This is a genomic window from Chloroflexota bacterium (assembly GCA_013152435.1).
Lineage (GTDB): Bacteria > Chloroflexota > Anaerolineae > DUEN01 > DUEN01 > DUEN01.
Genome location: JAADGJ010000083.1, coordinates 1 through 12,546 on the forward strand (window position 1 = coordinate 1; position 12,546 = coordinate 12,546).

At 65.7% G+C, this 12,546-nt stretch carries 11 protein-coding genes and 1 tRNA gene; 9 read left to right on the forward strand and 3 right to left on the reverse strand.

Annotation, left to right across the window (positions count from 1 at the left end):
• The 3 genes from GXP39_12375 to GXP39_12385 form a co-directional block, all read left to right on the forward strand.
• Nucleotides 1–1,594, forward strand: a 1,594-nt coding sequence (locus tag GXP39_12375; protein NOZ28833.1) for an ABC transporter substrate-binding protein, incomplete at its 5' end; no start/stop codon positions are given.
• A 3-nt stretch (nt 1,595–1,597) separates the two neighbouring features.
• Nucleotides 1,598–2,527, forward strand: coding sequence for an ABC transporter permease (locus tag GXP39_12380; protein NOZ28834.1), 930 nt, complete (start codon nt 1,598–1,600; stop codon nt 2,525–2,527).
• Complete coding sequence (locus GXP39_12385) at nt 2,524–3,453, forward strand: ABC transporter permease (protein ID NOZ28835.1); 930 nt, start codon at nt 2,524–2,526, stop codon at nt 3,451–3,453. The genes GXP39_12380 and GXP39_12385 overlap by 4 nt, the downstream gene beginning before the upstream one ends.
• A gap of 13 nt (nt 3,454–3,466) precedes the next feature.
• Here GXP39_12385 and GXP39_12390 read toward each other — a convergent pair whose 3' ends face one another.
• Nucleotides 3,467–4,219 (reverse strand): SDR family oxidoreductase, encoded by a 753-nt coding sequence (locus GXP39_12390; GenBank protein NOZ28836.1) that lies wholly within the window; start codon nt 4,217–4,219, stop codon nt 3,467–3,469.
• A 652-nt stretch (nt 4,220–4,871) separates the two neighbouring features.
• Between GXP39_12390 and GXP39_12395 the strand changes: the two genes are divergently transcribed.
• Nucleotides 4,872–5,300: a peptidylprolyl isomerase gene (locus tag GXP39_12395; GenBank protein ID NOZ28837.1), complete on the forward strand. Its 429-nt coding sequence runs from the start codon at nt 4,872–4,874 to the stop codon at nt 5,298–5,300.
• Between the two features lie 76 nt (nt 5,301–5,376).
• Here GXP39_12395 and GXP39_12400 read toward each other — a convergent pair whose 3' ends face one another.
• On the reverse strand, nt 5,377–6,381 hold the full coding sequence (locus tag GXP39_12400) for an NAD(P)-dependent oxidoreductase (protein ID NOZ28838.1): 1,005 nt from the start codon (nt 6,379–6,381) through the stop codon (nt 5,377–5,379).
• Nucleotides 6,378–6,983 (reverse strand): TetR/AcrR family transcriptional regulator, encoded by a 606-nt coding sequence (locus GXP39_12405; GenBank protein NOZ28839.1) that lies wholly within the window; start codon nt 6,981–6,983, stop codon nt 6,378–6,380. Before GXP39_12405 ends, GXP39_12400 begins: the two co-directional genes overlap by 4 nt.
• 139 nt (nt 6,984–7,122) lie before the next feature.
• Here GXP39_12405 and GXP39_12410 point away from each other — a divergent pair.
• The 5 genes from GXP39_12410 (at nt 7,123) to phnE (ending at nt 12,354) form a co-directional block, all read left to right on the forward strand.
• Nucleotides 7,123–7,198, forward strand: a tRNA-Lys gene (locus GXP39_12410).
• 35 nt (nt 7,199–7,233) lie between these two features.
• Nucleotides 7,234–8,454, forward strand: a complete 1,221-nt coding sequence (locus tag GXP39_12415; GenBank protein ID NOZ28840.1) for a PLP-dependent transferase — start codon at nt 7,234–7,236, stop codon at nt 8,452–8,454.
• A gap of 42 nt (nt 8,455–8,496) precedes the next feature.
• Complete coding sequence (locus tag GXP39_12420) at nt 8,497–9,666, forward strand: M20 family metallopeptidase (protein ID NOZ28841.1); 1,170 nt, start codon at nt 8,497–8,499, stop codon at nt 9,664–9,666.
• A 251-nt stretch (nt 9,667–9,917) separates the two neighbouring features.
• A complete protein-coding gene (phnC, locus tag GXP39_12425; GenBank protein NOZ28842.1) occupies nt 9,918–10,676 on the forward strand; it encodes a phosphonate ABC transporter ATP-binding protein in 759 nt (252 codons plus the stop codon).
• 37 nt (nt 10,677–10,713) lie between these two features.
• Entirely contained in the window at nt 10,714–12,354 is a 1,641-nt protein-coding gene (gene phnE / locus GXP39_12430) for a phosphonate ABC transporter, permease protein PhnE (GenBank protein NOZ28843.1), read from the forward strand.
• Nucleotides 12,355–12,546: the final 192 nt, after the last annotated feature.

Genomic DNA, 12,546 nt, shown 5'->3' on the forward strand with positions numbered 1-12,546 from the left:
GCTGCTGGTGGTCGGCTGCGTGCCAGCCCAGCCCCCGGCCGCCACGGCAGGCGCCGAGACCGCGGCGCCCGAGCCCGCGGCCGAGGGCCCACGACGCGGCGGCGTCGTCACCCGGGCGATCACATCCGAGCCGCGCTCGCTGGATCCGCACGGATCGCCCAGCGCGGGCGCCAATTTGATGTTGCCGTATCTGTACGACTCGCTGGTATACCGGGCGCCGGACAACACGTTCCACCCATACCTGGCCGAGTCATGGGAGGTGGCCCCGGACGGGCTGACGATCACCATGACGCTGCGAAGCGACGTCACCTTCCACGACGGCACGCCGCTGACCGCTGATGCGGTGGTCTTCACCTTCCAGCGACTGAAAGAGCAGGGACGCCGGTCCCCCATCTACGGCAGCTTCCGAGCGGTCAGCGCCATCGAGGCGGTGGATGACCTGACGGTACGGTTCCGATTTGAGCGCCCATACGCCATGTTCTTCACCACGCTCTCCCAGCCCTACGCGGGCATCCTGAGCCCGACGGCGGTGGAGGCCGCGGGAGAGGCCTTCGGGCAACAGCCCGTGGGCACGGGACCGTTCAAACTGGAGTCGTGGGAGCCGGGAGTGCAGGTGACTCTGGTGCGCAACCCCGACTACGCCTGGCCACCGCCGTCGATAGAGAACCCCGGGCCGCCGTACATCGATAAACTGGTGTTCAAGATCATCCCGGAGGCCACCACCCAGGTCGCGGCGCTGCAGGCGGGCGAGGTGGACATCATGTTCGTCAACGATCCCGCCCACATCGCCCTGCTGGAGCAGGACCCCAATATCCGGCTAGAGCGAACGGTGCTACACGAGCTCATCTACCTGGGGTTCAACTGCCGCAAGTCGCCGTTCGATGAGCCGTTGGTGCGACGAGCGCTCTCCCATGCCATCAACAAGTCCGAGATCATCGAGACCGCACTGGACGGCCGGGGAACGCCCGCTTTCGCCCCGCTGCCCCCCAGCCTGCCAGGGTTCGATCCATCGCTCAAGGAGTACGAGTACGCATATGATCTGGATCAAGCCAGGGCGCTCCTGGAGGAGGCAGGGTTCCAACAGGCGGAGGACGGCACCTGGTCCCGCGATGGGGAGACGCTCAAGGCCGTCCTGTTGACCTCCACGCGAGCGCCCAATGAGGCCGTCGCCACGGTGATCCAGGGGCAGCTGAAGGCGCTGGGGATCCCCGTCGAGATCCAGCAACTGGAGTCCGCCGCCGTCCGAAAGCGCACGGCGAAAGGGGACTTCGACCTGTTGCTGTGGCGCTACGGTTGGAGCGACGCGGACGCGCTGAACATCTTCTTCGCCTCATCCCGCATCGGCAGCACCAACCGAGTGGCCTACAGCAACCCGGAAGTCGACGCGCTGCTGGAGAAGGGCATCCAGGAGATGGATCCGGAGGCCCGGGCGCGCATCTACGTGGAGATCCAGAAGCTCATCATGCAGGACGCCCCGTGGCAGCCCCTCTACGTCCCGGAGGACTACATCGCCTTCGGCCCCAGGATCCGAGGGGCCAAGGTGGTCGCCCAGGGGAGGGTCCTGCTCCAGGATGCGTACGTTGTAGAGGAGTGATCGGTGCTGCGCTATCTGCTCCGGCGGCTGGCCAGCGGGCTCCTGGTCCTGCTCGTCATCAGCTTCTTCACCTTCGGCGCCCTGGACATCGCGCCGGGGGACGCCGTCGATGTGCTGATCGATGACAGCGCGTCGGCGGAGGAGAAGGAGGAGCTGCAACGAGCCATGGGGCTGGACGCAAGCCTGATCGTCCGCTACGAGCGGTTTCTGGCCGGAGCGATCTTGCACGGCGACCTGGGGCGCTCCCTGATGACGGAGCGCCCCGTCGCCGACCTGATCCTGGAGCGCCTCCCGTACACGGTGGTGCTGGCACTGGCGGCCACAGGGCTCACCGTGCTGTTGGGCACGCTGGCAGCGGTGATCGCCTCCTCACGGCCGGGATCCTGGCTGGATGTGATCGTCATGAGCGGCGCCATGCTGGGGCTGTCCATGCCCAACTTCTGGCTGGCCCTGCTGCTCATCGCGCTTTTCTGCATCAAGCTGGGATGGCTTCCCGTCGTGGGAGCCGGGAGCCCGTCGCACCTGCTGCTCCCGGCGATCAGCCTGGCCATGCCCAGCGCCGCCGTGCTGGCGCGCCTCCTGCGATCGAGCATCCTGGACGTGCGCACGGCGGACTACGTGCGCACAGGACATGCCAAGGGGCTCCGACGGAACTATGTGTTCCTGCACTACGTGCTGCGGAACGGCCTGATCCCGGTGATCACCCTGGTCGGCCTGCAGTTCGGCCGCCTGCTGGGCGGCGCGTTCATCGTGGAGACCATCTTCAGCTGGCCCGGCCTGGGGCGGCTCACCGTGCAGGCCGTGTTCGATCGGGATGTGCCCGTCGTCGTCGGCGCCACGCTGCTGATGGCGACGGCCTACCTGACCGTCAACTTCCTGGTGGACGTGGCACACGCCGCCCTGGATCCTCGAGTCCGGTACGAGGCCGTATGAAAGCCCTGCAGATCAGCAAGCCCGGCAAGTGGGGCGAAGGGGCCTTCCCTCGCCCCTCCCACCCGATCTCGGGCCACACAGACGCGCCCGCGCCAGTGAGAAGGAGACGCCGCCGGCTTCCGCTCAACGCGATAGTGGGGCTATTCCTGCTCACCCCGCTGATCTTCGGGGCGCTTCTCGGCCCGCAGATCGCCCCTTACCCGGCGGACGAGATGAACGTCGGGCCCCGCCTGCACGCGCCCAGCAGCCAATACCCCTTCGGCACCGATGCCTTTGGGCGGGACCTCTTCAGCCGGGTGCTCACCGGGGCGCGCACCGCCGCCGGGATGGCGCTGGGCGGGATCGCCATCTCCACCCTGCTGGGCACCCTGCTGGGGCTGCTCGCCGGGTACTACGGCGGCTGGCTGGATCATCTCCTCTCCCGGGCGATGGATACCTGGCTGGCGTTTCCGGGGCTGCTCATGGCCATCATCATCGTGGCCCGGCTGGGCCCCTCGCTGACCAACGCGATCATCGCCCTGGGGTTCATGGAGGTGCCGGTGCTGTATCGCGTGGCGCGGGGAACCACTCTCTCGGTTCGGCATGCCCTCTACGTGGAGGCCGCACGAGCCATCGGGATGACGGATCGCCGCCTGCTGACGCGCCACATCCTGCCCGACCTCTACTCGCCGATCACGGTGCTGTGTACGCTGCACATGGGCACCATCCTCCTGGCGGGAAGCGGGCTCAGCTTCATCGGATTGGGAGCCCAGCCGCCCCAGCCCGAATGGGGGCTGCTCCTCTCGTCCGGCCGCCGCTACATGGCCCAGGCGTGGTGGCTGACCTTCTTCCCGGGCATGGCGATCATGCTCTCGGTGTTGGGATTCAACCTGCTGGGCGATGGGCTACGCGACCTGCTAGATCCCCGACTGAGGACGAGGCGCTGAGGGATCATCGGCGCTACGGCCTCTCACCATAGTAGCGAGCGCACCGCTCGCCACCATCCACGACGAGTACCTCCCCTGTGATGTAATCGGAACGGATCAGGAACAGGACCGCCTCGGCCACATCCTCGGGCGTGCCCCACCGGCGGAGCAGCGTTCTGCGCGCAATGCGCTCGATCTGGGCCTCCGTGAGGCCCGAGGGCGGGAGCACCGGCCCCGGGGCCACCGCGTTCACCCGCACCGCCGGGGCCAGCTCCAGCGCCAACTGCCGGGTGAGCGCCCACATGGCCGCCTTTCCCACGCCATGGGCGACGAAGTCGGGCCACGGCTCCCAGGCCGCCAGGTCGAGGATATTGATGATCACGCCCTCGCCATGCTCCAGCATCGCGGGGGCCACGGCGTTGGCGCAATAAAAGGAGCCATGCACCAGGATGTTCACCACCCGGTGCCATGCGTCCACATCCTTGGTGGGAAACGGGGTCTTCTCAAAGCGGGAGGCGCTATTCACCAACACGTCCACCACCCCGAAGCGCTCCTCAACGGCCGCCATCATGGCCTCCACCTGTCGGAGATCAGACACGTCCGCCCGCACCGGCCACGCGGCCACCCCAAGCCTTCGCGCCTCCTCGGCCGTCTCCTCGGCGGCGTCAGCCGAGGTGTGATAGTGGATCACGACGTTCGCCCCGGCTCGCGCCAATCCCATCACGATGGCCTTGCCCACCCGGTGAGCGCCTCCCGTGACGAGCGCGGTCTTCCCCTTGAGTTCCATGTCGCCCTCCACAACAGGAATGCGTCCCCCATTCTACCAGAGAGGGCCCACTTTGAGCCATGAGGCCCCCCTCTCCTTTTATTGATCTTCGCTTAGGAAATACCGTTGCTTCCGCTGTGGGGAGGCCCGGAGGAGCTCCACCCCTCCGGAAAAAGCCTTTCTCCCGCCTTCGACCTGCCCAGCCTCGGCCCGAGTCCTTCGGAAAGGGCCGAGAAAGGCAGGTGCAGGCCGGAAAAGTGGGGTTTTCCGTGGAGGGGAGGCCCCCTCCACACCTCCCCTTGTGGAGTTGGTATCAAGTTAAGCGACACGGAAGCGTGGTCCCGCATCTCTGGGGTGGCTCGGAGGGGCGTCAGCCCCTCCGAAGGACTCTATTTTCAGCCCCTCACCTGCCCCGTGGGGCCGGAGGCCACCGACCCAAGCCCCAACCAGGCAGGGAAAAGGCGAGAGCGAATAGGGCGCCCCGGTGGGTCGCCCTTATCCGAAACGAATGACGCGGCCCGCATGTTTCTTTCACCATGCGAAGATCAACAGATTTTGGGGTTCACCACCGTCCTGCGACTCTGGACACGCCAGCTTGCCAGTGTGGGCGTGATAAGGCATAATGGTTCACGATAACCTATTTTTATGAGGTCCTCCAAGAAGGGAGAGAGGAATGACACAAGCAAAACAGGGTGACACCGTCCGGGTGCACTACACGGGCAAGTTGGAAGATGGTACGGTCTTCGATAGCTCTCTGGATCGTGAGCCGCTTCAGTTCACGATCGGCGTAGGCGAGGTCATCCCGGGGTTTGAGCAGGCCGTCGTCGGGATGAGCCCAGGCGAGTCGAAGACCGCCGTGATCCCGGCGGACGACGCTTACGGTCCCCATCGCCAAGAGATGGTCCTGGTCGTAAGCCGTAGCCAGTTCCCCATGGGGGTACAGCCAGAGATCGGGCAGCAGTTCCAGGTCGGCCTCCAGGACGGAGGGACCGTGATCGTCATGGTCACCGAGGTCTCGGAAACCACGGTAACCCTCGACGCCAACCATCCTCTAGCGGGCAAGGATCTGACCTTCGATATTCAGCTCGTGGAGATCCTGTAAGCAGTAAACAAAAGGGCGGTGGGGCCTTCGCCTCACCGCCCTGCTGCTCACATCCTCGTACGCCCTCACCCCTGTCTCATCCCGCGTTGTTGCTGAACGCCCAGCGTAGCATCCTCCTACCATCGCGGCAGTACGGCGATTTGCGCAGCAGCCAGTATCGGATCAGCGGGCGGAAGGCTCGAACGAGATGTCGACGAAAGCCCAATTCAGCCTTCATATCCTGCACGTAGTCCTCCAGGTCGCGCCGCTGATAGCGTAACACGCGTTGGCTCTCCGTGGTATCCAGCCAATCGGTGCTATAGGGAGCGGTAGCGAAGGCATCCTCCGGCAACATGCCTATTTCCACCGCGCCCAGCACCCGGGAGACGATCTCTCGATAGGTGTACTGGCACCTCGGCCCCCCGCCGATGAGCCACATCCTGCCCCAGACCTCATCGCTCTCCAATGCGTTGGCGATCGCCAGGGCCACATCCCGCGGGTGAATGAACTCGATCCGGTTACTCAGCGGGACATCGAACATGCCCGGGTCCAGGATCAGCCGCACGGGCAGCGCGGCCGCCAGCCGAAAGATGGCCCACGTCAGACCCGACTCTCGCACCAGCTGCTCACAGATCACCTTGTGCCGGGCATAGTGCTCCAACGGGTCTACCGGGTCGGCCACCCGGCGCGGGGGCGGCAAATGCTGCGTCCTGCCGTAGACGTGATACGAGGACGTGAACAGGATCCTGGGCGGAGACGGCGTGATGGCCCGCATGGCCTGCAACAGGTTGCGCGTCCCCTCCACGTTGATCCCATACGCCCAGTCCGGCTGCTTCTCGCTCTCGATCCCCGTCGCCGAAAGCTTGGGGATCACAAAGGCCAGATGCACGACCACATCCTGTCCCACCACGGCGGCTGCCACATCCTCCGGCCGCCGCAGATCCCCCCAGAACACCTCGATCCGCCCGTGAAAGCGCCGCGCCGCTCGCTCGTTGTCCCGACTCTGCAGATCGAAGCAGCGAACCGTGTGCCCACGCCTCAGCAGTTCCTCCAACGTCCCCTGACCGATATTCCCAAACGCGCCGGTAAGCAATACCTTCATGCTTCCTTCCCTTTCTCCAAACCTTGTAGCAGCATCCGCATCCCCTCCTGGGCGACCTGTCCCCAGTCGGCCCCATCGGAGTCGAGCAACGCCTGCAGCAATATCCCGACGGCCAGGGACACGAGCACCCGCGCGGCGATCTCCGGATCCACCTCCTTGAGGGAGCCCTCCCGGATGCCCGACTCCACCATCCGGGCGAAATAGGTCCAAAACCGCCGATACGGGGCAATGGTCGCCTCCCAAACCTGGGGATCCCGGGCCGCCTGAGCCCAGAACTCCAGGAACATGGGGAGCTGGTCCTCCGCCTCCTGAAACACGCGGCGGGCCGTCCCCGCCATGGCGAGAAGCCCCTCCGGAACCGAGTCAACCCGGGCCATCTCCGCGGAGAGGTCATCCTCCAGTTGCGTCAGCCAGGAGGATAGCAGGGCCAGGAAGACCGCCTGTTTGGTGGGGAAATGGTGATAGAAGGCCCCCTTGCTGACGCCCGCCCGCTGGCAGATATCCGAGACGCTGGTCGCCTCGTAACCCTTCTCCGCGAAACACTGGGCCGCCGAGCGGAGGATGCGGGAACGGGTTTCGATGCTGCGCTGTTGTCGTGCCATGATCGCCCCTTTTTCAAAATCAAACCGACCGGTCGGTCTGATTTTACACGAGATGGGCCCGGAAGTCAAAATGTCCCAGCGTGGGCGCAACCACGCCATATTGACATTCCCCCCGGTTTCGCGTATACTCACAGCAGGTGGGCCCATAGCTCAATTGGCAGAGCAGCGGCCTTTTAAGCCGCGGGTTGCAGGTTCGATTCCTGCTGGGCTCACCATTTCTTTTTATGTTCCATCTAAGGGAGGTTCCTCCATGCCGCGTCCACTTCCCCCCGACATCGGCTTCGCCACCCGCGCCGTGCACGCAGGCGAACGCCTCTTCCCTGCAGAGGCCACCCCCGTCGCCTCACCCATCACCCCCAGCGTCAGCTACCTGTATGAAAGCATCTCAGAGCTGGACGCCGTGCTGGGAGGCGAGCGGCCCGGCCCCGTCTACGCCCGCTACGGCACACCCACGGGAACCGCGCTGGAGGCCGCTATCGCCTCGCTGGAAGGCGCCGGCGCAGCCCTGGCCGTCGGCTCCGGGATGGCGGCCCTCCACCTGGCCCTGCTCGACGCGGGCGCCAGCGGCAACGCCGCCGTGATCGCCGCCCAGGACTGCTACGGAGCTACCTACACCCTCCTCAGCGAGCTTCTGGCCAGCCAGGGGGTACGCGTTCGCTTCGTCGATATGAGCGATCTGGACGCGTTGGAGCAGGCGCTGGCCAGAGAACGCCCGGTAGCGGTGCTACTGGAGACCATCTCCAATCCATTGCTGAAGGTGGCTGATCTGCCCGCCGTCGTCGAGCGCGCACATGCGGCGGGGGCCGATGTCATCGTAGACGCCACGTTCACCACCCCCTGGCTGTGCCGACCACTGGAATACGGCGCCGATTATGTCGTCCATAGCGCCACCAAATATCTGGGCGGCCATGGCGATGTGCTGGGCGGCGTGATCGCCACCAGCCGGCCCCGGCGTCAATCCCTACACGAGCTCCTCAAGCTGGTGGGCGGCGTCCTCGGGCCTCACGAGGCATGGCTGATCCTGCGCGGCCTCAAAACGCTGCCGCTGCGCATGCAGCGCCAATGTCAGAACGCGCTGGCCATCGCGCAGTGGCTGGACGGCCACCCGGCCGTCGCACGTGTCCATTACCCCGGCCTGCCCTCGCATCCTCACCATGAGCTAGCCACTCGGTTGTTCGGCGGCCGAGGCTACGGCGGCGTCGTCAGCTTCGAGCTGGCGGACGGCGGAGCGCCGGAGGTCTTCCGCTTCCTGGAAGCCCTGCGCCTGATATTGCCCGCCACCAGTCTGGGCGACGTGTACTCGCTGGCGCTGTACCCGGCCATGTCCTCCCACCGCTCGCTACCACCGGAGGAGCGCGCCCGCCTGGGCATCCACGACAACCTGCTACGCCTCTCACTGGGCATCGAGGACGTAGAGGATATCCAGGCGGATCTGGACCAGGCACTACACGCAGCGATGCATGACGGATAACGAGATTCCTCTTTCGCCTTTCACATCACAGGAGCCAAGCCCATGAACCCGGTATCCTATCTGGAGCAACACCTCTCCGACTATATGGCCGATCTGCGAGAGCTGGTGGAATTCGACAGCGGCAGCCACAACAAGGCCGGCGTGGACCGGGCGGCCACCATCATGGCTGGACATCTGGAGTCGATCGGCTGTCAAGTCGAGCGCATCCCGCTGACGGACTACGGCGACTGCGTGGTCGGCCGGCTGCGCGGCAACGGCCGGCTACGCTTGCTGCTCCTGGGGCATCTGGACACCGTCTACCCCGATGGCACGGCCGCGCAGCGACCGCTACGCATCGAAGGCAACCGGGCCTACGGTCCCGGGGTGGCAGATATGAAGAGCGGGCTGCTGACCGGCGTCTACGCCCTGCGCGCCCTGCGGGAGGCCGGCTTCGAAGATTTCGAGGAGATCGCCTTCTTCTGTAACAGCGAGGAGGAGGTGGGATCGCCGGCCTCCCGCCGCCTGTACACGCCGCTGGCGAACCGGGCCGACGCCGCGTTCGTGCTGGAAAGCGCGCGAGCGGACGGGAGCATCGTGACGGAGCGCAAAGGCGGCGGCACCATTCGCGTCCGGGTGCTCGGGCGGGCAGCGCACGCCGGCGTAGAGCCCGAGAAAGGCGCCAGCGCGATCCTGGAGCTGGCCCATCTCATCGTCGCCGCTCACCGGCTGAACGGCGTGCGCCCCGGCACCACCGTGAACGTGGGTGTAGCCCGCGGCGGGACCCGCAGCAACGTGGTCCCGGACCACGCCGAGGCCGCCATCGACGTCCGGATCATGAGCGTGGAGGATCAGGAGGCCGTGTGGGCCGGCCTGCACGCCGAGGCCATGCATCCGACCGTGCCGGGCACACAGGTGATCCTGAGCAGCCGGGGATTCACCCCTCCGATGCCCCGCACACCAGCCACGGCCCTGCTGGCCAAGCTGGCCCAGGCGGAGGCGAGGCAGCTCGGGTTCACGCTCACCGAGGCCAGCACCGGCGGACGCTCGGACGGGAACTTCTGCGCAGCCGGCGGCACCCCCGTGCTGGACGGCTTGGGCCCCATCGGCGGCGACGACCACAGCCCTCGCGAGTACCTGGAGGTGGACTCCATCGTGCCGCGAACGGCGCTGCTGGCGGGGCTCATCGCCCGCACGGCGGAGGCGGTGGACCAGCTTCGAGGGTTAAGAGGATAGCGACGAGACAGCGAGGCGGCGGGCTGGCGAGCTCGCCCTTGTCTGAGCCGCCCAACTATTGTATCATCACACCACCTGCCGATTTTCCAGAACTCAGAGCGTGTCTGAGAAGTCCTGTTGCTCCCTGCTATGGGGAGGGCCCGGAGGAGCTTCGTCCCTCCGGAAAAGGCCTTTCTCCCACCTCCGACCTGCCAGACCTCAGACACCTCGTCGATAAATCTTCAGGCACACTCTCAGCCACGGAGAGACCCATGCTCGAAGTCCAGCACCTGACGAAGATTTATGAGGACGGCACCAGGGCGCTCACCGATGTCTCCTTCACCGTCGAGAACGGCGAGTTCGTCGTGCTGCTGGGGCTGAGCGGATCGGGCAAGTCCACGCTTCTGCGTTGCATCAACCGCCTGATCGAGCCCACGTCGGGGAAGATCATCTTCGACGGCGTAGACGTGACGGCCGCGTCCGGCGCCGAGCTGCGTCGCATCCGGCGCAGCATCGGCATGATCTTCCAACAGTTCAACCTGGTGGAGCGCTCCACGGTGCTCACGAACGTGCTGACCGGCCGATCCGGGTACCTCAACCCGCTCACCTCTGCCCTGGGCCTGTTTCCCAGAGAGGAGGTCGAACGGGCCATGCGCAACCTGGAGCGGGTCGGCATCGCAGACAAGGCGTACAACCGGGCCGACACCCTCTCCGGCGGCCAGCAACAGCGTGTGGGGATCGCCCGGGCGCTGATGCAGGAGCCCAAATTGATCCTGGCCGACGAGCCCGTCGCCAGCCTGGATCCCGTCCTGGCCCACAGCATCCTTCGCTATCTGGAGCAGCTCAACCGGGAGGATGGGTTAACGGTGATCTGCAGCCTGCATATCCCCAGCTGGGCCCGCCGCTACGGCACACGAATCCTGGCGCTGAAGGAGGGAAGGCTGGTATACGACGGTCCGCCCGAGGCGCTGGACCGCCAGCGGTTCCGAGAGATCTACGGCCCAGAGGCCGAGGACGTGGAGATCGTCTGATCCCCATCCCGCCGGAGTTCCCGATCAGGAGGCCCCCATGCCCAAAGACTTCCCGAGCGACGAACAGCTCATCGCCCTGTTGATGCCGGAGAGCCGACGAACCCGCCGCACGCTGACCACCCGGCTCCGATATCTGCAACTGCGCTTCGCCACCTTCCTGCTGGACTTCTTCTTCGTCGGCTACCTCTACTGGGCCTTCGGATACGTGACCAGCCACGTGGATGCGTTGAACACGCTCCATCCCAATCTCCCCTGGTGGGTCGCCCTCATCCTGATCGTCGAGCTCACCGTCCTGTGGGAGAGCCTGACCCGCTCCCTGGCCGCCCGGGTGCTCAACACGAACCTGATCCGCCCCGACGGGAGCCGCCCCACCCTCTCGCAACGGCTGATCCGCTTCCTGGGCTGGAACCTGAGCCTGCTCCCTCTGGGCCTCGGGCATCTATGGGCGCTGGGCGATCGCGCCTGGCTCGCCTGGCACGATCGCCTCTCAGGCACCGTGGTGATCGCCCAGGAACGTGCGATCGAGGAGCGGCTACAACGCCCACCTTCCTGGTACACCACGTCGTGGGGATTGGCCCTGCTGGCCTTCCTGGCCCTGTCCTACGGGGTAGGCTGGATCATCACCGAGATCAACCCGAAAGTCCTGGTCACCGACGCCCACCTGGTCCGCCCCCTGGTCTCTGAGCTGCTGCGTCCGGAGATCCTGACCCGTGAGCAGCGGGAGCAACGGGTCGTCGCCGATTTCGTGATCCCCTGCCCAGAGACGCCTCCGCCCCCCGTCGAGCCGAGCGACCGGCCCTACTTGCGCATCACCCCCACTTGCGGCGACCCGGGCACCCACGTGACGCTGGAGGGGGGCAACCTGCATCCGAACACCGTCGCCCAAATCCGCTGGCTGGATCCGTTGGGGAACGCGACCCGGCTCAGCGCCGCCCGCACGGACGCGGAGGGGCGCATCTTCCTGGAGTTCGAGGTGCCGAAGACGGCTCTGCCGGGGCAGACCGGCCTCTTCGGCGCGGAGGTACTCCTCACCTGGGAGGAGGGGGAACTGAAAATCTCCGAGACGGCCATCCAGGTGAAAGAGAAGATGCTGGAGACCATCTTCCTGGCTCTGATGGCCACGACGCTGGGCGTGGTCCTGGCCGTCCCGGTAAGCTTCCTGGCCGCGCGCAACCTGATGGCGCGCCACCCCGTGGGGGCGGTGATCTACTACGTGGTGCGACTGATCCTGAACATCCTGCGGGCCATCGAGCCGTTGATCTGGGCCATCATCTTCGCTGTATGGGTGGGGATCGGACCCTATGCGGGCGTGCTGGCTCTGACGCTGCACTCCATCGCCGCGCTGGGCAAGCTCTATTCCGAGGCCATCGAGAGCATCGATCCGGGGCCCATTGAGGCGGTCACCGCCACCGGCGCCACCCGGCTGCAGACCATCGTGTACGCCGTGATCCCCCAGGTGATCCCGCCGTTTATCGCCTTCACCATCTACCGGTGGGACATCAACGTGCGCATGTCCACGGTTATCGGCTTCGTGGGCGGTGGCGGCATCGGCTTCCTGTTGATCCAGTGGATCAACCTGTTGCAGTATCGGCAGGCGGCCACCGCCGTGTGGGCCATCGCCATCGTCGTCTCCATCATGGATTACCTGAGCGCCATCATCCGCGAGCGCGTCGTATAACAGCCTCCGCAAAGCAGTTTGCGGCATCCGGAGTCATATCGGCCTTTGTGAGCCTTGGTCCCTGCTCTGGTTTCAGCTCTACCGACCACATGAGCATCGGTGTACGGAATCATTCTATGCCACGTGCAACTCCCCCTTCCGGATACGCACCAGCTTTGCTATAATGTCTTCAGAGCAAACGCGCGGTCCCGT

Coding starts and splice junctions, on each gene's coding strand:
- GXP39_12405 (NOZ28839.1), bottom strand. CDS start 6,983: ATGGCACGACAACAGCGCAGCATCGAAACCCGTTCCCGCATCCTCCGC.
- GXP39_12395 (NOZ28837.1), top strand. CDS start 4,872: ATGACACAAGCAAAACAGGGTGACACCGTCCGGGTGCACTACACGGGC.
- phnC (NOZ28842.1), top strand. CDS start 9,918: ATGCTCGAAGTCCAGCACCTGACGAAGATTTATGAGGACGGCACCAGG.
- GXP39_12415 (NOZ28840.1), top strand. CDS start 7,234: ATGCCGCGTCCACTTCCCCCCGACATCGGCTTCGCCACCCGCGCCGTG.
- GXP39_12385 (NOZ28835.1), top strand. CDS start 2,524: ATGAAAGCCCTGCAGATCAGCAAGCCCGGCAAGTGGGGCGAAGGGGCC.
- GXP39_12400 (NOZ28838.1), bottom strand. CDS start 6,381: ATGAAGGTATTGCTTACCGGCGCGTTTGGGAATATCGGTCAGGGGACG.
- GXP39_12390 (NOZ28836.1), bottom strand. CDS start 4,219: ATGGAACTCAAGGGGAAGACCGCGCTCGTCACGGGAGGCGCTCACCGG.
- phnE (NOZ28843.1), top strand. CDS start 10,714: ATGCCCAAAGACTTCCCGAGCGACGAACAGCTCATCGCCCTGTTGATG.
- GXP39_12420 (NOZ28841.1), top strand. CDS start 8,497: ATGAACCCGGTATCCTATCTGGAGCAACACCTCTCCGACTATATGGCC.